This window comes from Xanthomonas sontii (assembly GCF_040529055.1).
Taxonomy (GTDB): Bacteria; Pseudomonadota; Gammaproteobacteria; order Xanthomonadales; family Xanthomonadaceae; genus Xanthomonas_A; species Xanthomonas_A sontii.
On record NZ_CP132342.1, the window covers coordinates 2,144,776 to 2,166,178 of the forward strand.

Annotated in this window: 17 protein-coding genes; 9 read left to right on the forward strand and 8 right to left on the reverse strand. The window is 70.0% G+C overall.

Annotated elements, in window-relative coordinates:
• Positions 1–73: 73 nt before the first annotated feature.
• Complete coding sequence (locus tag RAB70_RS09075) at positions 74–1,687, reverse strand: PAS domain-containing sensor histidine kinase (protein ID WP_148828467.1); 1,614 nt, start codon at positions 1,685–1,687, stop codon at positions 74–76.
• Positions 1,688–2,078: 391 nt separating this feature from the next.
• On the opposite strand from RAB70_RS09075, the gene sucC reads away from it, so the two are divergent.
• From sucC to RAB70_RS09090, 3 genes are all read left to right on the forward strand, one after another.
• Positions 2,079–3,248, forward strand: coding sequence for an ADP-forming succinate--CoA ligase subunit beta (sucC, locus tag RAB70_RS09080; RefSeq protein ID WP_010342227.1), 1,170 nt, complete (start codon positions 2,079–2,081; stop codon positions 3,246–3,248).
• A gap of 22 nt (positions 3,249–3,270) precedes the next feature.
• The gene (sucD, locus tag RAB70_RS09085; protein WP_026144653.1) at positions 3,271–4,146 is read left to right on the forward strand and encodes a succinate--CoA ligase subunit alpha; all 876 of its coding nucleotides are present in this window, start codon (positions 3,271–3,273) and stop codon (positions 4,144–4,146) included.
• Between the two features lie 379 nt (positions 4,147–4,525).
• Positions 4,526–6,583 (forward strand): pyrroloquinoline quinone-dependent dehydrogenase, encoded by a 2,058-nt coding sequence (locus RAB70_RS09090; RefSeq protein ID WP_148828466.1) that lies wholly within the window; start codon positions 4,526–4,528, stop codon positions 6,581–6,583.
• Positions 6,584–6,888: 305 nt separating this feature from the next.
• Here the strand turns inward: RAB70_RS09090 and RAB70_RS09095 are convergent, their stop codons facing one another.
• Positions 6,889–7,911 (reverse strand): IS5 family transposase, encoded by a 1,023-nt coding sequence (locus RAB70_RS09095; RefSeq protein ID WP_148829423.1) that lies wholly within the window; start codon positions 7,909–7,911, stop codon positions 6,889–6,891.
• Positions 7,912–8,256: 345 nt separating this feature from the next.
• On the opposite strand from RAB70_RS09095, the gene RAB70_RS09100 reads away from it, so the two are divergent.
• Positions 8,257–9,894 carry an NAD+ synthase gene (locus RAB70_RS09100; RefSeq protein WP_148829517.1) on the forward strand — a complete coding sequence of 546 codons (1,638 nt, stop codon included), beginning with the start codon at positions 8,257–8,259 and terminating at the stop codon, positions 9,892–9,894.
• 199 nt (positions 9,895–10,093) lie between these two features.
• Here the strand turns inward: RAB70_RS09100 and egtD are convergent, their stop codons facing one another.
• Together egtD and egtB are read right to left on the reverse strand one after the other, a co-directional pair.
• Positions 10,094–11,113, reverse strand: a complete 1,020-nt coding sequence (gene egtD / locus RAB70_RS09105) for an L-histidine N(alpha)-methyltransferase (protein WP_148829518.1) — start codon at positions 11,111–11,113, stop codon at positions 10,094–10,096.
• Positions 11,110–12,399 carry an ergothioneine biosynthesis protein EgtB gene (gene egtB / locus RAB70_RS09110; protein ID WP_148829519.1) on the reverse strand — a complete coding sequence of 430 codons (1,290 nt, stop codon included), beginning with the start codon at positions 12,397–12,399 and terminating at the stop codon, positions 11,110–11,112. The genes egtD and egtB overlap by 4 nt, the downstream gene beginning before the upstream one ends.
• Positions 12,400–12,484: 85 nt before the next feature.
• On the opposite strand from egtB, the gene RAB70_RS09115 reads away from it, so the two are divergent.
• Complete coding sequence (locus RAB70_RS09115; protein ID WP_148829522.1) at positions 12,485–13,678, forward strand: aminotransferase class V-fold PLP-dependent enzyme; 1,194 nt, start codon at positions 12,485–12,487, stop codon at positions 13,676–13,678.
• A 186-nt stretch (positions 13,679–13,864) separates the two neighbouring features.
• Here RAB70_RS09115 and RAB70_RS09120 read toward each other — a convergent pair whose 3' ends face one another.
• From RAB70_RS09120 to RAB70_RS09135, 4 genes are all read right to left on the reverse strand, one after another.
• Positions 13,865–15,328 (reverse strand): glycine betaine ABC transporter substrate-binding protein, encoded by a 1,464-nt coding sequence (locus RAB70_RS09120; protein WP_192578969.1) that lies wholly within the window; start codon positions 15,326–15,328, stop codon positions 13,865–13,867.
• A 32-nt stretch (positions 15,329–15,360) separates the two neighbouring features.
• Positions 15,361–16,098: an ATP-binding cassette domain-containing protein gene (locus RAB70_RS09125; protein ID WP_148829521.1), complete on the reverse strand. Its 738-nt coding sequence runs from the start codon at positions 16,096–16,098 to the stop codon at positions 15,361–15,363.
• A gap of 52 nt (positions 16,099–16,150) precedes the next feature.
• A complete protein-coding gene (locus tag RAB70_RS09130; RefSeq protein ID WP_017911682.1) occupies positions 16,151–17,089 on the reverse strand; it encodes a hypothetical protein in 939 nt (312 codons plus the stop codon).
• A 335-nt stretch (positions 17,090–17,424) separates the two neighbouring features.
• Positions 17,425–18,300, reverse strand: coding sequence for an outer membrane protein assembly factor BamD (locus RAB70_RS09135; protein WP_017910377.1), 876 nt, complete (start codon positions 18,298–18,300; stop codon positions 17,425–17,427).
• Between the two features lie 116 nt (positions 18,301–18,416).
• Here RAB70_RS09135 and rluD point away from each other — a divergent pair, with 116 nt between their 5' ends.
• The 4 genes from rluD to RAB70_RS09155 all read left to right on the forward strand — a co-directional run bounded on the left by rluD (position 18,417) and on the right by RAB70_RS09155 (position 21,264).
• Positions 18,417–19,424 carry a 23S rRNA pseudouridine(1911/1915/1917) synthase RluD gene (rluD, locus tag RAB70_RS09140; RefSeq protein WP_043091751.1) on the forward strand — a complete coding sequence of 336 codons (1,008 nt, stop codon included), beginning with the start codon at positions 18,417–18,419 and terminating at the stop codon, positions 19,422–19,424.
• A gap of 112 nt (positions 19,425–19,536) precedes the next feature.
• Entirely contained in the window at positions 19,537–20,316 is a 780-nt protein-coding gene (pgeF, locus tag RAB70_RS09145) for a peptidoglycan editing factor PgeF (RefSeq protein ID WP_148828986.1), read from the forward strand.
• Positions 20,301–20,843, forward strand: coding sequence for a DUF4166 domain-containing protein (locus RAB70_RS09150; RefSeq protein WP_148828985.1), 543 nt, complete (start codon positions 20,301–20,303; stop codon positions 20,841–20,843). Before pgeF ends, RAB70_RS09150 begins: the two co-directional genes overlap by 16 nt.
• A gap of 28 nt (positions 20,844–20,871) precedes the next feature.
• The gene (locus RAB70_RS09155; RefSeq protein WP_017909434.1) at positions 20,872–21,264 is read left to right on the forward strand and encodes a thiol-disulfide oxidoreductase DCC family protein; all 393 of its coding nucleotides are present in this window, start codon (positions 20,872–20,874) and stop codon (positions 21,262–21,264) included.
• Positions 21,265–21,403 lie beyond the last annotated feature (139 nt).

Here is a 21,403-nt window from a genome sequence, read left to right on the forward strand (position 1 = left end):
AGATAGCGTAGGAACCGGTGCATGCGCCAATTTACCGGCGCCGGCCGCGCGCTGGCGGAGCGATTCTCACCTGTCAGCCGCTGAGCATGGCGTGCGGGCCGGGCAGGGCGACGCGGAAGCAGGCGCCGCCGGCCGGCACCGGCACGTACTCCAACCGCGCCTGGTTGGCCCGGCACAGCTCGCGGGCGATGTACAGGCCCAGCCCGGTGCCGTGCTCGGAGGTGGTGAAGAACGGCCGGAACAGCTGTGCCGCCACCGCCTCGGGGATGCCGGGGCCGCGGTCCATGACGTCGACGATGGCGTTGCGCTCCTGCAGCGCCACGCGCAGGCGCACCCGCGCCGGCTCCTCCATCACCCGCCCGTACTTGAGCGCGTTGTGCACCAGCGCGCTGAGGATCTGGTGCAGGTGTTTGGGGTCGACCAGCGCGTGCACCGGCTGCGGGGCGAGGATCGCTTCGAGGCTGTCGGTCTCGATCGACAGGGTCTGCCGGTATTCCAGGACGAAGCGGCGCACGAACGCGCCCAGGTCCAGGTTCTCCGGATTGGAACGTTCGCGCCGGGCCAGGCCGAGCACGCTCTCGACGATGCCGTTGGTGCGCTGGCACTGCTGGTGGATGATCTGCAGCAGGCGGCGGTCGGCATCGCCGATCGCCGGCGATTCCTCCAGCAGCTGCGAGGCGTAGTTGATCGCGGCCAGCGGGTTGCGGATCTCGTGGGCCAGGCTCGCCGAGAAGCGGCCCAGCGCCGACAGCGTCAGCGATTCGGCGCGCCGCGACACCACCGTGGCGTCGTCGAGGAACACCAGGGTCAGGTCGCCTTCGGCCAGCAGCCGGGCGAAGCGCGGCTGCACCTCCGGCTGGTCCGGCGACAGCTGCAGCGGGCTTTCGTCCTGGTTCCAGCCGTTGCGCCAGCGCTGCAGGCGCCGGGCCAGTTCCGGCGCGGCGCTGGCCAGATCCAGCCGGCCGCTGCCGCTGTTGCCGTCGGTATCGCCGAGCAGGGCCGACGCGGCCTCGTTGGCCAGCGTCACCCGGTTCTGCGCGTCCACCACCAGCACCCCGGTGCGCATGCGGCGGATGATCAGTTCGTTGATTTCGTAGAGATTGGCCACCTCGGCGCCACGGCGCTCGGCCAGGTGCTGGCTGGTGCGCGCACGCTGGCCGATCCGGTTGCAGATGTAGGCCACCGCCAGGTAGCTGGTGGCGAACATCGCCAGTTCGGCCAGGCTGCGGGTGTTGTCGGCGCCGTCCAGCACGCTCCAGACGTATTCGGCCAGCGTCGCCGCCGAGGCGATCAGGGCGATGGCGATGCCGCCGCGCAGGCGCAGCAGCATCGCCGCGGCGGCGACGTTGAACAGCAGCATCATCGCGATGCCGGCGCTGGCCGCGGGCAGGGCATGCGCGGCCAGGGTCGCGGCGACGATGTCGGCCAAGGCGCTGAAACCGACGATGGGCGCCAGGTGCGCCTCGTTGCGCCCCCACATCAGCAACGCCAGGGCCACCGCCAGGTAGGCGGTGGACAAGGTGGCGGCCAGTTGCGGGTAGCGCGGTTCGCCCACCAGTACGCTGAGCGGGCTGAACACCAGGGCGGCGATCAGCCCGGCCACCAGCACCCGGTACAGCGCGAAGAAGTACAGCTCGCGGCGCGGAATGGACTCGATGCGATCGATGAGCGAGGCGCTGGTGGGCAAGCCGGACTCCGGGCGGACAGCGGACGGCGCGAGTATAGGGGCGGCGCCGTCTACGCGGAGGGCGACCGGGGCGGTGGCGACCTGCCTGGGCCGTCACCGCCCTAGACGGGGAAACCGCGATTGCCGTCGCCGGCGGCCCGGCGCCGGATCGGGGCAAGGGCCAAGGACAAGATCGCGGGGTGAGGGCAGCAAGGCGTGGGCGCCCGAGTGCCTGCTCCACCCGGCGGTGCCACCGCGGACCCCGCCGGAGGCCTCGGTCGGGCCAGGCCGCCGGCGCTTTTGCGCCGCCGCCCTCGGTCGGCGACAATAGGCGTCCCGTCCGTACCGCTCCCGGCCGCCACTCAGGGCCCGGATCGCTGCGGGACGGCCGTTCCTTTTCCCACGGTGACGCATGAATTTCCACGAATATCAGGCAAAACAACTGCTTGCCGAGTACGGCATCCCGGTCCCGGCCGGCAAGGTCGCGGCGACTCCGGAAGAAGCGGTTGAAGCCGCCAAGTCGCTTGGCGCTGGCCCTTGGATGGTCAAGGCGCAGATCCACGCAGGTGGCCGCGGCAAGGCCGGCGGCGTCAAGTTCTGCAAGACCACCGACGATGTGAAGGCCGTTGCCGAGAAGCTGCTCGGCACCAAGATGGCCACCTACCAGACCGCCGGCGTCGAGCTGCCGATCAACCTGGTGCTGGTGACCACCGCCGGCGAGATCGTCAAGGAGCTGTACCTGTCGGTGCTGGTCGACCGCGGCACCCGCACCATCAGCTACATCGCATCGAGCGAAGGCGGCATGGAGATCGAACAGGTCGCCGCCGAGACCCCGGACAAGATCCACACCCTCAACGTCGACTTCGTCGAGGGCGTGCAGGGTTACCACGGCCGCGACATCGGCTTCAAGATGGGCCTGACCGCCAAGCAGGCCGGCCAGTTCGCCAGCATCATGGTCAACCTGTACCGCATCTTCAACGAGAAGGATCTGGCGCTGGTGGAGATCAATCCGCTGGCCATCCTCGACGACGGCAACCTCTACGCGCTGGACGGCAAGTTCAACAGCGACGACAACGCCAACTTCCGCCACAAGGAACTGGTCGCCATGCGCGACAAGTCCCAGGAAGACGAGACCGAAGTGACCGCTTCGGAGCTGGACATCAACTACGTCACCATGGACGGCAACATCGGCTGCATGGTCAACGGTGCCGGTCTGGCCATGGCGACCATGGACGTGATCAAGCTCAACGGCGGCGAGCCGGCGAACTTCCTGGACGTGGGCGGCGGCGCCAACAAGCAGCGCGTGATCGAGGCGTTCAAGCTGATCCTGTCCTCGGACAAGGTCGAAGGCATCTTCGTCAACATCTTCGGCGGCATCGTCCGCTGCGACATGATCGCCGAGGGCATCATCGCGGCGGTCAAGGAAGTGGGCGTCAAGGTGCCGGTCGTGGTGCGCCTGGAAGGCACCAACGTGGAAGAAGGCAAGCAGCTGCTGCGCGACAGCGGCATGGCCATCATCCCGGCCGACAACATCAACGACGGCGCCAAGAAGGTCGTTGAAGCTGTCAAGAACGCTGCCTGATCCACGACACCAAGGAACTCCAATGTCTGTTTTGATCAACAAGAACACCAAGGTGATCGTGCAGGGCTTCACCGGCCAGCAGGGCACCTTCCACGCCACTCAGATGATCGAGTACGGCACCCAGGTCGTCGGCGGCGTCACGCCGGGCAAGGGCGGCACCACCCACATCGACCTGCCGGTGTTCAACACCGTGGCCGATGCCGTGCAGAGCACCGGCGCCGATGCCTCGGTGATCTACGTGCCGCCGCCGTTCGCGGCCGACGCGATCCTGGAAGCGGCCGCGGCCGGCATCAAGGTCATCGTCTGCATCACCGAAGGCATCCCGGTGCTGGACATGCTGCGCGTCAAGAACGTGCTGACCCGCTCCTTCCCGGAGACCGTGCTGATCGGGCCGAACTGCCCCGGCGTGATCACCCCGGGCGAGTGCAAGATCGGCATCATGCCGGGCCACATCCACAAGCCGGGCAAGATCGGCATCGTCTCGCGTTCGGGCACACTGACCTATGAAGCGGTCAAGCAGACCACCGAGGTCGGCCTGGGCCAGTCCACCTGCATCGGCATCGGCGGCGACCCGATCAACGGCCTGAACTTCGTCGACTGCCTCAAGCTGTTCAACGAAGATCCGCAGACCGAAGGCATCATCATGGTCGGCGAAATCGGCGGCGACGCCGAGGAAGCCGGTGCCGAGTACATCGCCAAGCACGTCAAGAAGCCGGTGGTCGGCTTTATCGCCGGTGCTTCGGCCCCGGCCGGCAAGCGCATGGGCCACGCCGGTGCGATCGCCTCGGGCGGCAAGGGCACGGCCGAGGGCAAGTTCGCGGCGATGGAAGCCGCTGGCGTCAAGACCGTCCGCTCGCCGGGCGACCTGGGTGCGGCAATCGCCTCGCTGGTGAAGTAAGCCGTCAGCGCTGCGGCAGCGACCCGCCTTCGGGTGCGTCGTTGTCGCCGCCGCTGTCCGCAAGGGCCTCGCGCGAGCGAGGCCTTTTCCGTTTAGAGGATCCGGTACGCGGCACTGCCGCAGTGTCCCTGGCGCGACGAGGCGGATGGGGCGGGCACGCACTGCTGCCCCGCCAACGTCTGCGCAATCAAGCAGTTGCGCCATCCCCTTGGTCGCCATTCGTCCCTGCGGCCCCGCCATTGGTCCCCTGGCCGGGTGGTGCCGTCCCTGCGTTGCCGACACGGTCCGGCACTCTGCCGACACTGCCGCCACTTTCTTCGGCAGCGACAGGAGCGGATGCGTGATCAGGCGATGGCGGGCAGCGGTATGCGGGGCGGGCATGGCGATGGGTATCGGTGGTATCTGCGCGGCGGCGCCAGGCGACTGGGCCAGTTATGCCGGCGCGCCCGGCGGCGGGCAGTACTCGCCGCTGACCCAGATCACCCCGGACAACATCGGCCGGCTGCGTATCGCCTGGTCGTTCCGCACCGGCGAACTCGGCGCGGGCCTGCCCGATCCGGAGCGGCGCCGCTTCGAGGCCAATCCGCTGGTGCTGGGTGGGCGCATGTACCTCACCACCGGGACCGGCATCGCCTTCGCGCTGGATGCGGCGAGCGGCCGCGAACGGTGGTCCTTCGATGCCAAGGTGCCGCGCAACAAGCACTACAGCGACCCGGCCTCGCGCGGGGTGAGTTTCTGGCGCGACACCCAGGCGACGGCCGGCGCGTGCCGCGAGCGCATCGTGTACGGCACCCTGGATGCGCGGCTGATCGCGCTGGATGCCGCCGACGGCAAGCCCTGCGCCGGGTTCGGCAAGGACGGCACGATCGACCTGCATGCCGGCATCGATGTGCACGACAACGCCAGCGATGCCTGGGCCAACTATGCGGTGACCTCGCCACCGGTGGTGGCCGGCGACGTGCTGGTGGTCGGCAGCTCGATCGGCGACAACCGCGGGCATGCGCTGGAGCAGGGCGTGGTGCGTGGCTACGACGCGCGCAGCGGCCGCGAACTGTGGCGCTGGGATCCGGTACCGCGCGATCCGGCCAAGGCCACCGCCGCCGGCTGGCAGCCGGAGCAGGCGGCCACGGTCGGCGGCGGCAATGCCTGGGCGCCGCTGTCGGTGGATCCCGCGCTGGGTCTGGTCTACGTACCGACCGGCTCGGCCAGCCCGGACTATTACGGCGGCGAGCGCCTGGGCGACAACCGTGACACCGACTCGCTGGTGGCGCTGGACCTGCGCAGCGGGCGCCGGGTGTGGGCGCAGCAGTTGGTGCATCACGATCTGTGGGACTACGACCTGGCCTCGCAGCCGGTGCTGACCAAGGTGCAGACTGCGCAGGGACCGCGCGCGGCGGTGCTGCAGGCGACCAAGACCGGCTTCCTGTTCGCCTTCGATCGCCGCGACGGCACGCCGCTGTTCCCGATCAGCGAGGTGCCGGTACCGGCTTCCGACGTGCCGGGCGAACGCGCCTCGCCGACCCAGCCGATGCCCGAACCGGGGCTGCGCCTGGCGCGGCACACGCCGCTGACTGCCGCCGACGCCTGGGGGGCGACGCCCGGCGCGCGCCGCGAATGCGCAGCGCTGATCGCCGGGCTGCGCTCGGAAGGCCTGTTCACCCCGCCCAGCGTGCGCGGCACGATCGCGCTGCCGGGTTGGGCCGGCGGCGTGAACTGGGGCGGCATCGCGGTGGATCCACAGCGCCAGCTGGCGATCATGCCGGTGTCGGACCTGCCGATGCAGGTGGCGCTGATCCCGCGTGAGCAATTCAGCAAGGCCGAGCGCGCGCGCCATCCGGACCAGCAGTTCAACGACATGGAAGGCACGCCGTACTACATGCGCCGCGGCATGTTGAGCTCGTCCGGTGGCATTCCCTGCGTCAAGCCACCGTGGGGGCGACTGGTGGCGGTGGACCTGCGCACGCGCAAGATCGCCTGGGAACGCCCGCTCGGCACCCTGGAAGAGAAGCTGCCGTGGCTGCCGCTGGAGGTGGGCACGCCGCTGCTCGGTGGCGCGGTGACCACGGCCAGTGGCCTGACCTTCATTGCCGCGGCGGCCGATGCGCGCCTGCGCGCGCTCGACAGCGCCACCGGCAAGACCCTGTGGGAGGCCAAGCTGCCGGCCGGTGGCCAGGCCACGCCTTCGGTCTATGCGGTGGGGGGCAAGCAGTACGTGGTGATCGCGGCCGGCGGGCGCGAAGGCATGGGCACGATGGGCGACTACGTGGTCGCCTACACGCTCGACGGCGAGGGCAAGGACGTGGTGTTCCAGCATGGCGTCGGCGTGCGCATGGCGGTGCTGGGCCTCGCCGCGCTCGGGTTATGTGCGGGAGTGGTGATGCTGTTGCGGCGTTGGCGCCGGCGGCGCCTTGAGCGGACTGGCGCTGGCATTCGCTGAAGCACATGGCGGTGGCTGGCCGGCGCTTCGGGGTTGATTGCAGTCGGGACTGAAGTCCCTCCCACAGTGACGCCTCGGCACGTGCTGTCCCTGGAGAGAGCGCGGCTTCGGCGGCGACGCGCGGCGCATGCACCAGCGATTTCTATTGGTCGTGCATGTTGCTCGATTGTGGAAGCGACTTCAGGGCACCTCGAACAACCTGCCACGACCTGGAGCCAGGGGTAGCATCTGTCGCAACGGCACCAGAGCGGCGCCTGATCGTGGTGGTTGGGAGGCTGAGGTGGCCGCTGGGCTACCTCAGCCGATCACGCTGGCGCCATGGCCCGCTCCTGTAGCCGTGCCAGCCGCATCACGTTATGGCTGGCGACCTTCAGCCCGATCACCACCTTTGCCCGCGCCAAGCCGATGCAGCGTACGAACTTGCCGCCTTGTTGGGCCAAGCGCGCAAACGGGTGCTCGCCGAACACCCGATCCTTGGCAATTCGACGGTTCCGGCGCTTTGCTGCCTCGCTCAAGGGCTTGCGCGCATGCCCTTGATGTTGGATCGCGGGGCGGTAACCACGCCTTTTCAGGTCTGCTTCCCGCGCTGCATCGGCATACCCGCTATCGGCCCATACCGTGCGGCCGGTGTTGTCCGGGTCCAGCACCTGCTCGAAGTGACGGCTGTCGTGCACGTTGGCCGCGCTCACGTCGTAGCGGCGGATGAAGCCCCAGCGACGGTCCGTGCTGGCGTGCAGCTTGTAGCCGTAGAACGCCACCCCATGCTTCCTGGTCCAACGTGCCTGCATATCCTTCTGCGCACGCTTGGCATCGCTCCAGTCCTGGCCGACGTCATCGCCCTGCTTGATCTGCGCGTTCTCTTCGCGCGTGTTGCGCTGGATCGGAGCGCTGACGATGCTGGCGTCGATGATCTGACCGCCGCGGGCAATGAACCCGGCACGTTGCAATTGCTCACCGATCGCCGCGCTGATGTCGCCCATCAGATCCTTGGTCTTGAGCCGTTCGCGCCACACCCAGATCGTCTTGGCGTCGGGCACCTTGCCGCTGTGTTCCAGTCCGAGGAATTGCTGGAAGCTGCGCCGATCCAGCACCTGGTACTCCAGCGCATCGTCGGAGAGGTTGTACAACTGCTGCAACAGCAGCAGCTTGATCATCACCTGCGTCGGCCAAGCCGGACGGCCACCGCGCTTGCCAGTACCCAAGGACAGCTTCGCGTCTACGACGTGAGCAATCCCGGCAAAGTCGATATGCCGTGACAGCAGAGCCAGAGGATCGCCGATCTGCTGCCGCTTGGCTTCGCGTTCGTGGCCGGCAAACAGGCTGATCATCGTGGCGTCCTCGGCGTGTTCTCCAGACCAATGATGCCAAAGGCGGGGTTTTTAGAGGTGCCCTTCAGTCGCGACGCGGGGTGCCTGGCCAAGCGGCTTTCTCCGGCGCGTGCAGCGGAGAGAGCGGCCTACGGCAGCGCCGCGGCTGCCGCCATGTGCGCATCCAAGATGCGGCCTGCCCGGACTCCATGCCCACACTCCAACGTGGCGGCACGCGCATCATCGGCCGCAACCCGGCACAGCGCTACACTGCGCATGGCGCCGTGCGATGCAACGGCGCCGCGGCAGGTGCGATGCGCTCGTGTGGCGCCTGACGGTCTTCCATTCGTTCCTGCAAGGTCGCCTATGTCCGCTTCCCTCCGCCTCGCCATGGCCCAGTTCGATTTCCCGGTTGGCGCCGTCGTCCAGAACACCGACCGGATCATCGCGTTGATCGAGGAGGCGCGCGACGAGTACGGCGCCGACGTGGTGCTGTTCCCGGAGCTGGCGGTCAGCGGTTATCCGCCGGAAGACCTGCTGCTGCGGCCGGGTTTCCTGGCCGACTGCGAGCGCGCGGTGCAGCGCATCGCCGCACAGGTGCGTGGCATCGTCGCGGTGGTCGGCTGGCCGCAGAGCGCCGGCAGCGTGGTCTACAACGCCGCCAGCGTGCTGCGCGGCGGCCGCATCGAGCGCACCTACCGCAAGCGCGAACTGCCCAACTACGCGGTGTTCGACGAGCGCCGCTATTTCGACGTGGACCCGGACGGTGAGAACTGCGTGTTCGAGGTCAAGGGCACGCCGGTCGGCCTGGTGATCTGCGAGGACCTGTGGTTCCCGGAGCCGCTGGCGGCGACCGTGCGGGCAGGCGCGGAACTGGTGCTGGTGCCCAATGCCTCGCCCTACGAGCGCGGCAAGCATGCGCAGCGCGATGCCTTGCTGGCCGAACGCAGCCGCGAGAGCGGCGCGGCGCTGGCCTATCTCAACGTGGTCGGCGGCCAGGACGCGCTGGTGTTCGACGGCGCTTCGGTGGTCGCCGACGGCGACGGCACCGTGCATCCGGCCGCGGCGGCCTTCACCGACCAATGGCTGGTGGTGGAGTACGACACCGCCGTGCGCCGCTTCGCGCCGCTGCGCTGGACCGACGACGGCGACGAGAGCATGGATGCGCTGGCCTGGCGCGCTGTGGTACGCGGGCTGCAGGACTATTGCGCAAAGAATCGCTTTTCCAAGGCCTGGCTGGGCCTGTCCGGCGGCATCGATTCGGCGCTGGTGCTGGCGATGGCGGTGGACGCGCTTGGCGCGGACAACGTCACCGCGGTGCGGCTGCCGTCGCGCTACACCGCCGACCTGTCCAACGACCTGGCCGCGGATCAATGCCGCGTCCTCGGCGTGAAGCTGGAGACGGTGGCGATCGAGCCGGCGTTCGAGGGCCTGCTGAGCGCGCTCGGCCCGCTGTTCGCCGGCACCGAGCCCGACGTCACCGAGGAGAACCTGCAGTCGCGCAGCCGCGGCGTGATCCTGATGGCGCTGGCCAACAAGTTCGGCGGCCTGCTGCTGACCACCGGCAACAAGAGCGAGTACGCGGTGGGCTACGCTACCATCTACGGCGACATGTGCGGCGGCTATGCGCCGCTGAAGGACCTGTACAAGACCGAGGTGTTCGGCCTGGCGAAGTGGCGCAACACGGTCGGCGGTGCGCCGGTGATCCCGCCGGCGGTGATCGCGCGGCCGCCCTCGGCGGAGCTGCGCGCCAACCAGACCGACCAGGATTCGCTACCGCCGTACGACGTGCTCGACGGCATCCTGTACCGCTACGTCGACCAGGAAGAATCACGCGACGAGATCGTCGCCGCCGGCTATGCCGCCGAGGTGGTCGACCGGGTGGTGCGGCTGGTGCGCATCAGCGAATGGAAGCGCCACCAGGCCGCGCCGGGCCCGAAGGTGTCGCGCCGCGCGTTCGGGCGCGAGCGGCGCTATCCGATCAGCAATGGGTATCAGGCCTGAGGGTTACTCGGAAAAGCCGGGACCCGGGACCTGCGATTTTTCCGCGAGTGCAAGGCGGTTGCGATTGCACTGTGGGAGGGACTTCAGTCCCGACGGGCTTTACCGGCAAAGCCTGTCGGGGCTGAAGCCCCTCCCACAAAAAATCGCTTGATAGCGATTTTGCTGCGGACACCATCATGATGTCCCGCGTCTCGCAGGGCTACGGCTTTTCCGGGTCCCGGGCCCCGGGCCCCGGATCCCGGCTCTGCAGCAACCGCAACCCAAACGCATCGTCCTGCGCATTCCAGCCGTGGCTGACGCGCAGGCCGGCCTCGGCGGCCATCGCCGCAAAGCTCTGGTCGGTGTACTTGTGGCTGTACTCGACCTGCATCGCTTCGCCTTCGGCAAAATCGAAGCGGCGCCCGGCCACGGTCACCTGCTGCGCGCGCTGGCTGACCAGGAAGGTTTCGATGCGCTGGCGCGTTTCGGAGTACACCGCGCGATGGCGGAACTGCGCCAGGTCGAAGTCGCTGCCGATCTCGCGGTTGAGCCGGCGCAGCAGGTTCAGGGTGAATTCGGCCGTGACCCCGGCGGCGTCGTTGTAGGCCGCCTCCAGCAGCGCCGTGTGCTTCACCAGGTCGATGCCGACCAGGGCGCAGCCGTCCGCGCCCATGGTCTGGCGCATCGAGCGCAGCAGGGCGATGCCGTCCTCGCGGGTGAAGTTGCCCAGGGTCGAGCCGGGGAAGAACACCAGGGTGCGGCGTGCGCCGCGCTGTGGTGCCGGCAGCGCCACCGGCGCGGTGAAGTCGGCGCACACCGGCAGCATCTGGATGTGCGGGAAGCGCTCGGCCAGCCGCGTGGTGCTGGACATCAGCATGTCGCGGGAAATCTCGATCGGCGTGTACGCCACCGGCATGCGCAGGCCGTCCAGCAGCAACTGGGTCTTGCGGCCGCTGCCGCTGCCCAGTTCCACCACGTGCGCGCCGGTGCCCACCGCCTGCGCGATCGACGGCATCCGCGCTTCCAGCAACTCCAGCTCGGTGCGGGTCAGGTAGTACTCGGGCTGGCGGGTGATCGCCTCGAACAGGCGCGAGCCCTCGGCGTCGTAGAAATACTTGGACGGCAGCTGCTTGGGGCTGCACGACAGGCCGGCGATCGCATCGGCGGTGATGTCGTCCGGCTGCGGATGCAGGTCGGTGAGGGCGGCTTCGGTGAGGGCACGGGCGGTTGCGGCATTCATGCGGAATCCTTGGCCAGGCGCACGCCGGCGAACTGCCACCGCGCATCGGAGGGGAAGAAGTTGCGGTAGCTGGCGCGGATGTGGTCGCGCGGCGTGGCGCAGCTGCCGCCGCGCAACACCCACTGCGCGTTCATGAACTTGCCGTTGTATTCGCCCAGCGTGCCCGACCACGGGCGGAAGCCGGGGTAGGGCAGGTAGGCGCTGCCGGTCCATTCCCAGACATCGCCGAACAACTGCTGCAGGCCGGTGTCGGCCGGCGCCGTCGACTGCGGATGCAGTGCATCGGTGTCGACGAAGTTGCCGACGATGGCGACGCCGGTGGCCGCCTGTTCCCACTCCGCCTCGGTCGGCAGGCGCGCGCCGGCCCAGCGGGCGAAGGCATCGGCCTCGAACAGGCTGAGATGGCACACCGGCGCATGCGGATCGCGTTCGCGCCAGCCGCCGAGGGTGAATTCGCGCGTGCCGTCGGCATGCCAGTACAGCGGGCGCTGCCAATCCTCGGCACAACGCTTGGCCCAGCCGTCGCTGAGCCACAGCCCGACCGTGCGGTAGCCGCCGTCGGCGATGAACTCGGCGTATTCGGCATTGCTCACCGGGCGGCTGGCCAGCGCATGCGCCGGCACCAGCACGCGATGCCGCGGCGATTCGTTGTCGTAGGCGAAGTCGGCATGCGCCGGCCACGGCGCGGCACCGATCTCGCTGATCTGCTCATCGCGCTGCAGCCAGCGCAGCGGGGACGCCGGCGCGTGCTGCGTCGCCAGATCCGCGCGATACGCCGGACCCAGCGGGTTGCGCCAGAACGCATGCTTGATGTCGGTAAGCAGCAGTTCCTGGTGTTGTTGTTCGTGCTGCAGGCCCAGTTCCAGGATCTGCAGCGTCTGCGGCTCCAGCGTGCCGGCCTGCAACTGCGCCAGTACGCGGGTTTCGATCTCGCTGCGGTAGTCCAGCACCTGCGCCAGCGATGGCCGCGACAGCAGGCCGCGATGCGGCCGCGCATGCGCCGGACCGATGCTCTGGTAGTAGCTGTTGAACAGGTAGTCCCACTGCGGATCGTGGGGGCGGTACGCCGGATCGGCGCCGAGCACGAACCGCTCGAAGAACCAGGTGGTGTGCGCCAGATGCCATTTGGCCGGGCTGGCGTCGTCCATGCTCTGCACCATTGCGTCTTCTTCGCTCAATGGTGCGGTGAGATGACGGCTGCGTGCGCGCACGCGGCGCAGGCGGTCCGCCAGCGTCGCGACGGATGCGATGGGCGAGGGCGGTGACGCCGGAGAGATCGCTTGCATCGATGCAGTCTTAGCGCAGCGGCGTGAACGGACCGTCACGTGTCGCGGACCGTGGCGTTACCCTAGCCACATGTCTACGAGCGCTTTGCACCACCCTGCCGGTTCGGCGTCCGCCGGCGCCCTGGTCGACTTCGATACCGCGGCGGAGGCGTTCGCGCTGCCGCCCGGCGTGCGCTACCTGGACACCGCCAGCAAGGGGCCGCGCCTGCACCGTGCACTGGTCGCGGGGCAGGCGGCGCTGGCCGAGTCGATCGCGCCCTGGACGCCGTCCTTCGATGCCTGGCGCGCGCAGATCGAAGACCTGCGCGCGCTGGCCGCGGCCACCGTGTTCTCGGGCGACGGCGAGGGCGTGGCGATGGTGCCGTCGGCCGCCTATGGCCTGGCCATCGCGGCGCGGCAGGTGCCGTTGGCGCCCGGCGATGCGGTGTTGCTGCTCGATGGCCAGTTCCCATCGAATTTGCTGGCGTGGCAGCAACGCTGCGCCGAGAGCGGCGCGTCCCTGGCGGTGGTGCGGCGCGCACCTGGGCAGGACTGGACCGCGGCGGTCCTGGCGACGCTGGATGCAGAGCCGCGCGTGCGCGTGGCGACCCTGCCCAACGCCTACTGGCGCGACGGCAGTCTGTTGGATCTGGACCGCATCGCGCCGCGCGTACATGCGGTTGGCGCGATGCTGGTGCTGGACCTGAGCCAGAGCCTGGGCGTGCTGCCGGTCCGGCTGGATGCCTGGCGGCCGGACTTCCTGGTCTCGGTCGGACACAAATGGCTGCTCGGACCGATGGGGTTGGCATGGCTGTGGGCCTCGCCGCACTGGCGCGCACACGGCGTGCCGTTCGAACAGCACTGGCAGGCGCGCGACCCGGGGGCGGATTGGCAGTTCCCGGCCGAGGCGCCGCCCCCATACCGCAGCGGCGCGCGTCGCTTCGATGCCGGCGGCGTCGCCGACCCGCTGCGCCTGGCGATGGCCAGCGCGGCGCTGCAGCAGGTGCAGCAGTGGCAGCCGGCGCGCATCGCGCAGCGGCTTGGCGCACTTGGTGCGGCATTCGACGCGGAGTTGCACGCGTTGGGCGCGGGCGACTGGACCGTGCCTGGGCATGCGCCGCACCTGTACGCGCTGCGCCCACCAGCATCGTCGATGCCGGCCTTGCTGCCATGGCTGCAGCACGCGCAAGTCATCTGCACCCATCGCCATGGCGCCCTGCGCATCGCGCCCTATCTGCAGTTGACGCCGGAGGCGATGCGCGGCCTGGCGCAAGAGATGGTGGCTGCGGCGCGTGCTTAACGCACGTGCGTGCGGTTGTTGTCTGTCTTCGGTTTCGATGGGAAGGCAATCGACTACTGGTCCGCATCGCCGATCCTGTTTGATGCCTGGCGTCAGCCGCGACCCGATGCCGCTGTGATGCGTTTAGCGCGGGTGCGGGTTGCCGAAGGCCGGCCACATCGCTGATGCCCGCGGTGCTGGCTTGACCTACCGCCGCGCCGCCAGGCGCAATCCACGCGGGGTCAGCACCCGCTCCAGCAGTTCGAACAGGCCCTGGACCAGCAACGCCAGCAGCGCGGCCGGCACCGCGCCTTCCAGGATCAGGCCGAGGTCGTCCAGGCGGATGCCGGTGAGGATCGGCTGGCCGTAGCCGCCGGCGCCGATCAACGCGCCCAGGGTCGCGGTGCCGACGTTGATCACCGCCGCGGTCTTGATGCCGGCGAGGAGAGTGCGCAGCGCCAGCGGCAGTTCGATCCGCCACAGCCGCGTGCCCGGCGGCAAGCCGAGCGCGGCGGCAGTCTCGCGCAGCTCGCGCGGGATGCCGGTGATGCCGGCATGCATGTTGCGCACGATCGGCAGCAGGCTGTACAGGAACAGCGCGGCGATCGCCGGTTTGGCGCCGATGCCGAACAGCGGGATCATGAACACGAATACCGCCAGCGACGGCAGCGTCTGCAGCACGCCGGTCAGGGCCAGCACCGCCTGGCCGAGCCGTGGCCGGTGCGCGGCCAGGATGCCCAGCGGCAGCGCCACCAGCAGGGCCAGGCCCAGCGACAGTCCGACCAGCGCCAGGTGCTCGCGGGTGCGTTGCAGCAGCCTCGGCAGGCGTCCGTCCTCGGCCGGCGCGGCGATGCCCAGCCAGTGTGCGGCGATCGCGCTCTCGGCGCGCTTGTCGAGCTTGGCTTCGGCGTTGAGCCGCTGCATGGTCGCCGCGTCGATGCGCCCGCCCAGCCCCTGCAGCGCCTGCACGAAGCGCGGCGCGCGCTGCCCCAGGTCGGCGCGATACAGGAACACCGCCGCGTAGCGTGGGAAGTAATGCCTGTCGTCCTGCAGCACCAGCAGGTCGTGCGCGGGGATCTCGGCGTCGGTGCTGTACAGGTCGGTGAGGTCGATCGCGCCGCTGTCCAGCGCGCGGTAGGCGAGGTCGTGGTCCAGACCGGTGGGCACCTGCGGCAGACCGTAGGCGTCGCGCACGCCGGGCCAGCCGTCGGCGCGCGAGACGAATTCGTTGCTCAGTCCGAACTTCAGCGTCGGATGCGCGGCCAGGTCGGACAGGCGCGCGATGCCCAGCGCCTGCGCGCGTTGCCGGCGCATGCCGAACGCATAGGTGTTGTCGAAGCCCAGCGGCGCGCTCATCGCCAGGCCGCGCTGCGCCAGCGCCTGCCGCAGCGCGTCGTCGTCGGCGCCGGGCATGTGCAGCAGTTCGGCGGCCAGGGTGCCGGTGTACTCGGCATAGGCGTCGATCGAACCCTGCTCCAGCGCGCGCCACAGGATGCGGGTGCCACCGAGCTGGCGTCGATGTTCGACCTCGACCCCGGCCTGGCGCCCGGCGCCGGCGGCGATCTCGCCCAGCACCACCGCTTCGGTGAAGTTCTTGGAGCCGACCACGACCTTGGTGTCGGCGGCGGCCGGCAGGCTCAGCAGATTGGCTGCTGCACCGAAGGCGAGCATCGCGATCGCGCGCCAGCGCGCGCCTCGCGAGGTCATCGCGCCTCCTCCAGGGTGCGCTGCGCCTGCAGGAACTGGCTCACGAACGGATCGGCCGGCACCTCCAGCAATTGGCGCGCGCTGCCTTCCTGCAGCACGCGGCCGCCACGCATCAGGACCAGGGTATCGCCCAGGTAGGCGGCCTCGGCGACGTCGTGGGTCACCAGCACCACGGTCTTGCCGAGCAGCGCGAACAGTTCGCGCATCTGCGTCTGCAGTTCGTGGCGCACGATCGGGTCGAGCGCGCCCAGCGGTTCGTCCAGCAGCAATACCGGCGGGTCCAGCAACAGCGCGCGGATCAGTCCGACGCGCTGGCGCTGGCCACCGGACAACTCGGCTGGATAACGCGTCAGCAGCGCTTCCGGCAGGTGGCACAACTCGGCCAACTCGTGCAGGCGCGCCTCGATGCGCGGCCGCGTCCAGCCCAGCGTGCGCGCCAGCAGGGCGGCGTTGTCGCGGGCGCTCAGGTGCGGGAATAGGCCGCCTTCCTGGATCACGTAGCCGATGCGCCGGCGCTGCGCCAACAGGGTGGCGCGACGCAGTGGCTCGCCCTGGAAGCGCACCTCGCCGCTATCCGGCCACTCCAGCCCCAGCAGCAGGCGCAGCACGCTGGACTTGCCGGCGCCGCTGGGACCGATCAACGCGGTGGTGCGGCCCGGGGCGATGCGAAGATCGACCTGGTCCAGTGCCAGCATGTCGCCGTAGCGGCGGGTGACCCGATGCAGTTCGAACATCGCCGCAGCATAGCCGCAGGCGGCGAGCACGCCGTGCGAAGACGCCGCGGCCTCAGCGGGCGGCGTCGGTCAGCAGGTCCAGCGTCGGTTTCGGCCGGCCCAGGTCGTACATCAGGCCGAAATGCGCCTCCGCGCCCTGCTGGTCCGGCTGGTCGAGCAGTTCGTAGAGATTGATCTCGGCGACCACGTCGGCGTAGTCGTTGCGCAGCGTCTGCAGCAGGTCCGCCACGCTGTCGTAGCAGGCGCCGTCGCCGGGATGGCCGCCATCGGTGTTGCCCGTGTAGATCTCGGCGCAGTTGAGCTCGTTGACGTACACCTTGGTGCCGTATTTCTGCGCGGCGGCGCGCAGCTGTCCGAGATACAGGTCCATCCAGTAGCCGCGCTCGCCGTGGAAGGCGTAGTAGTGGAAGCTGATCCGGTCGAAGTCGAAACCAGCAGCCTTGGCCTGGTCGAGGAACCACAGCGAGCCGTTGCGGTCGCCGGGGCAGCGCGCGCTGGCCGAATGGTCGTCGCTGTTGCAGGCGGTGATGTTGATGGTGAATTGCAGGCCGGCGCCCACCTCGTCGGAGGCCTGCTTCATGCCGCGGTACATCGTGGTCATGGCCGCGATCCGCGCCGGCGCGGCGGCACGATCCAGGTCCTGCTCGTTGCCGATCTCCCAGACCTTGATGTCGTTGGCATAGCGGCGCGCCAGCGCGTAGCCGATCTCGCGCGACATCGGATACACCATCGGCCGCAGCGCGATGTTGTACTGGCGCGAGAGCTGCACCAGCCGGTCGAGCACGGCGAAGTTGCGCGGGTCCACGTCGAACCGGTAGCTGCGCAGGTTGCGCCGGTCGAGCAGGCGGAACACCGCCTCGCTCTGGCTGAGTGGGTAGGCCGGGCGGCCGTCGTGGCCGTTGACCCCGTACACGATGGCCGGTGCCGCGGTGGCAGGTGCGGCAGCGACGGCGAGGACGGCAGCGAACAGGCGCAGCAGGGACAGAGACATGGCGTTCCCGGCGGAAGCGGCCCGGGGCGGGCACGGGACCAGCCTAGCAAGCCCGGCCACGGGCATCGGCGCCAATTCCCGGGACTGCGGTGCGGGTCGCACTCCGCCGGGATCGGCCTGGAGGCGCGCCATGCTGGGCGTCCAGTGATCGGGACTGGCGCTGCCTGGCGACGCGCGCACCTGCCTCGCCTTGGGTGCCCGCTGGTGTCGTCATGGCCGCCTGCAGCCGCCGCGCGCAGGTGCCCGAGCGGACCACGGGGGCCGATCGGCGCTGCCCGGAAACGCGACAGGGGCCTTGCGGCCCCTGTCGGTGTGCATCGTGTCGGCGCGGTGGATCAGCGCTGCATCTGCGAATTCGACTGTCCGGTGGCGGCGGACTTCTCGCCGGCGAACGGATTGAGCTTGCGGATCATCCACGGGTACTTCGGCCAGTTGCCGGTCAGCCACGGGTGCTGCGGGTCGTTGAGCTCGAGCACGCGGCGCGCGTCGGCGGCCAGGGTCTTGTTGCCCAGATGGGTGTAGGCATCGGCCAGCACCGCGACCGCGTCGTTCTGGTAGGCGCTCTGCGGGTAGGTCTCGAGCAGGTAGGTGGCGCGCGAGGCGGCCGACACCCAGGCATCGCGGCGCAGGTAGTACAGCGCGTTGTCCAGCTCGTGCTGGGCGAATACGTTGCGCAGGGCGATCATGCGCGCGCGCGCGTCGGCGGCGTAGCGGCTGTTGGGGTAGCGCTCGGCGACGGTGTTGAAGTCGGCGTAGGCCTGCTGCGGGGTGGACAGGTCGCGGCGGCTGGGATCCAGCGACCACACCCGGCGCAGGAACACCGTGTCGCGGTTGGAGTTGGACAGCCCGCGCAGGTAGTACATGTAGGCGATGTTGCGCTGGGTCGGGTAGGTGCGGATGAAGCGGTCGATGGTCGACACCGCGTCGTCGTGCTTGCCGGCCTTGTACTGGGCGTAGGCGCTTTCGATCATCGCCTGCTCGGTGTAGTTGCCGTACGGGTACTGCGCGATCAGCCGCTTGAAGCTGCTCTCGGCGCCGGCCCAGTTGCCGCTCTCCATCTGCGCATGCGCCTTCTGGTAGAGCTGCTCGACCGGCATGCCTTCTTCGGGGTTCTTCTTCTGACGGTGGCAACCCGTCGCCACGACCAGCGTGACCAGCAGCAGGGCGATGAAACGGACGTGCGCGGACAGCGGGACGGAGCGTCGGATCATGGGTTCGGGCGCGGCAGGGCAGGAATACGAAGGGGCGATGATAGCCTAGTGGCCTGTCCTGCGACTGACTATGGCCGCCGCGACCCCCTTTTTCCGACCCAAGCCGTGCCCCTGCCATGCCCCATACCCCCCCGGATCTCCCCGAGGACGCCGTCAGCGACGGCCCGCGCCAGGCGCGCGTCCCCGATCACGCCGCCGGTCGCCGCTTCGACGCGGTGCTGGCCGAACTGTTCCCCGAATACTCGCGTTCGCGCCTGGCCGAATGGATCAAATCCGGCGACGCCCTGCTCGACGGCGCCCCGGCGCGGCCGCGCGATGCGCTGCGCGGCGGCGAGATCGCCAGCCTGCATGCGGTGCTGGACACCCAGACCCACGCCCTGCCCGAGGACATCCCGCTGGAGGTGCTGTACGAGGACGACCAGGTCATCGTGCTGAACAAGCCGGCCGGGCTGGTGGTGCACCCGGGCGCCGGCAACCCCAGCGGCACCCTGGTCAATGCCTTGCTGTACCGCGACCCGGGGCTGTCGGCGCTGCCGCGCGCCGGCATCGTGCATCGCCTGGACAAGGACACCAGCGGCGCCATGGTGGTGGCCCGGACCCTGCAGGCGCATACCTCGCTGGTGGCGCAGTTGTCCGCGCGCGACGTGCACCGGCAATACCTGGCGGTGGTGGTCGGGGCGCTGGTCTCCGGCGGCACCGCCAATGCGCCGATCGACCGCCATCCGCGCGACCGCCTGCGCATGGCGGTGCGCGAGGACGGCCGCGACGCGGTCACCCACTACCGGCTGCGCGAGCGCTTCCGCGCCCACACGGCCCTGGAATGCCGCCTGGAGACCGGCCGCACCCACCAGATCCGCGTGCACATGGCGCACCTGAAGCACCCCATCGTCGGCGACCCGCTGTACGGCGGCCCGCTGAAGCTGCCCAAGGGCGCCAGCGAGGAGCTGATCGCCGAACTGCGCGGCTTCAAGCGCCAGGCGCTGCACGCCGAGACCCTGGAGTTCAAGCATCCCTCAAGCGGCGAGCCGGTCCGCGCCACCGCGGCGGTGCCCGCCGACCTGCAGCAGCTGATGGCCGCCCTGCGCGTGGATGCGCAGGCGGCCGCCGAGCGGGCGCGGCGCTGAGCATGGCCGGGAGCCCGGTTTCCCACGCCCTCGCGCGCGACTGCATTTCGCGCGGCGGCCGGCGGCGCCAGGCTGGTGGCATGTCGGCCGATGTCGGGCGAGGGCGCGGCCAATGAGCGACTTCGCCCTGCCGGCCGACTGGCCGGCACCGCCGCGGGTCCGCGCCCTGACCACCCTGCGCACCGGCACCGGCGCCGGCGCCTCGCAGCCGCCGTTCGACCGCTTCAACCTCGGCAACCGCAGCGCCGCCGACGGCGACGACCCGGCCACGGTGCAGCGCAACCGCGACGAGTTGGCCGCGCGACTGGCGCTGCCGACGCCGCCGCACTGGCTGCGGCAAGTGCACGGCGTGCAGGTGCTGCGTTTCGACGGGCCGCCGCATGGCGCCGGCATCGATGCCGAGCCGACCGCCGATGCCGCGGTCACCGCCGAACCGGGCGTGGTGCTGGCGATCCTGACCGCCGACTGCCTGCCGGTGGTGTTCGCCGCCCGCGACAGCAGCGAGGTCGGCGCCGCGCACGCCGGCTGGCAGGGGCTGGCCGGCGGCGTGCTGGAAGCCACCGTGGCCGCGCTGCGTACGCCGCCCACGCAACTGCAGGCCTGGCTGGGGCCGGCGGCCGGACCGCAGCACTACGAGATCGGCGCAGAGGTGCGCGAGGCGTTCCTGCGCCACGATCCGGCCGCCGCGACCGCGTTCGTGGATACCCGGCCCGGCCACTGGCGGGTGGACCTGTACGCGCTGGCGCGGCAACGCCTGGTCGCGGCCGGCCTGGCGCCGGACCGGATCCACGGTGGCGGCCTGTGCACCATCGCCGATGCGCAGCGCTTCTACTCCTATCGGCGCGACCGCCGCAGCGGGCGCATGGCGACGCTGGCGTGGATCGCGCCCTGACACCGCCGCTGTTCGCGCAGGTGCTGGGGCCGGCGTTCGCGCAATTGCCGCCGGTGCTGCGCGCGCTGCACACACCGTCGTCTCAGTCGCGCTATGTCGGCCAGGCCGTGGTCCAGCGCGGCCGCCACCCGCTGTTGCCGCTGTGCGCGTGGCTGGTGCGGTTGCCGCGCACCGGGCCGGCGACGCCGGTGGAAGTGGTGTTTCGCGCCGATGCCCACGGCGAGCGCTGGGAGCGCCGTTTCGGCACGCATGCCATGCCCTCGCGGCTGTGGCTGCACCGCGGCCGCCTGCGCGAGCGGCTGGGTGCGGTGGTGTTCGAATTCGCCCTGCGGATCGACGGTGCCGGCATCGAATGGCGCGCGGCGCGGGCCTGGGCCTTCGGCGTGGTGCCGCTGCCGCGACGCTGGCTGGCCGGCGTGCACTGCCGCGAAGACCAGCGCGACGGGCGCTACGCGTTCTTGATCGCGGTGAGCCTGCCGTGGATCGGCCCGTTCATCCGCTACGAGGGCTGGCTTGCGCCGGCCTGAGCCGCCGGCGCCCGCGGCGTCGGAGGACATGGCCATCGTCGTGTTCGACGGGGTCTGCGCGCTGTGCAGTCGCTGGGTGCGGTTCCTGCTGCGCCATGACCGCCGCGGCCGCTACCGGTTTGCGGCGATGCAGTCGCCGCGCGGCAGCGCGCTGTTGCGCGAGCACGGCCTGGATCCGGCCGATCCGCTGTCGTTCCTGCTGCTGACACGGCACGGTGCCTTGACCGATTCGGACGCGGCGATCGCGGTGATCGCCGGGCTCGGCGGGGTGTGGCGCAGCGTCGCGTCGCTGCGCCTGCTGCCGCGGCGCTGGCGCGATGCCGGCTACCGGGTGCTGGCGCGCAACCGCCATCGCTGGTTCGGTACCACGGCGCAGTGTTTCCTGCCGGAGCCGCAACAGCGCTCGCGCTTTCTGGAGTGAGCACGACGCGCGCGGCGCGTCTGATCGGCTGTTTCCTCGCGCGAGCCCATCGCCGCGGGTTCACAAGTGCCTGCGGTGGCCGTTCTTGACGGACGGGCCACCCACGCGATCGGACCGGCAACGATGGAGATTCCTCTGC

Bases quoted from the DNA above. Each gene is read 5' to 3' on its own strand.
- RAB70_RS09095 (WP_148829423.1), bottom strand. From the start codon at position 7,911: ATGATCAGCCTGTTTGCCGGCCACGAACGCGAAGCCAAGCGGCAGCAG.
- RAB70_RS09125 (WP_148829521.1), bottom strand. From the start codon at position 16,098: ATGTTCGAACTGCATCGGGTCACCCGCCGCTACGGCGACATGCTGGCA.
- RAB70_RS09120 (WP_192578969.1), bottom strand. From the start codon at position 15,328: ATGCTCGCCTTCGGTGCAGCAGCCAATCTGCTGAGCCTGCCGGCCGCC.
- pgeF (WP_148828986.1), top strand. From the start codon at position 19,537: ATGAGCGACTTCGCCCTGCCGGCCGACTGGCCGGCACCGCCGCGGGTC.
- egtB (WP_148829519.1), bottom strand. From the start codon at position 12,399: ATGCAAGCGATCTCTCCGGCGTCACCGCCCTCGCCCATCGCATCCGTC.
- RAB70_RS09155 (WP_017909434.1), top strand. From the start codon at position 20,872: ATGGCCATCGTCGTGTTCGACGGGGTCTGCGCGCTGTGCAGTCGCTGG.
- sucD (WP_026144653.1), top strand. From the start codon at position 3,271: ATGTCTGTTTTGATCAACAAGAACACCAAGGTGATCGTGCAGGGCTTC.
- rluD (WP_043091751.1), top strand. From the start codon at position 18,417: ATGCCCCATACCCCCCCGGATCTCCCCGAGGACGCCGTCAGCGACGGC.
- egtD (WP_148829518.1), bottom strand. From the start codon at position 11,113: ATGAATGCCGCAACCGCCCGTGCCCTCACCGAAGCCGCCCTCACCGAC.
- sucC (WP_010342227.1), top strand. From the start codon at position 2,079: ATGAATTTCCACGAATATCAGGCAAAACAACTGCTTGCCGAGTACGGC.
- RAB70_RS09130 (WP_017911682.1), bottom strand. From the start codon at position 17,089: ATGTCTCTGTCCCTGCTGCGCCTGTTCGCTGCCGTCCTCGCCGTCGCT.
- RAB70_RS09090 (WP_148828466.1), top strand. From the start codon at position 4,526: ATGGCGATGGGTATCGGTGGTATCTGCGCGGCGGCGCCAGGCGACTGG.
- RAB70_RS09100 (WP_148829517.1), top strand. From the start codon at position 8,257: ATGTCCGCTTCCCTCCGCCTCGCCATGGCCCAGTTCGATTTCCCGGTT.
- RAB70_RS09135 (WP_017910377.1), bottom strand. From the start codon at position 18,300: ATGATCCGACGCTCCGTCCCGCTGTCCGCGCACGTCCGTTTCATCGCC.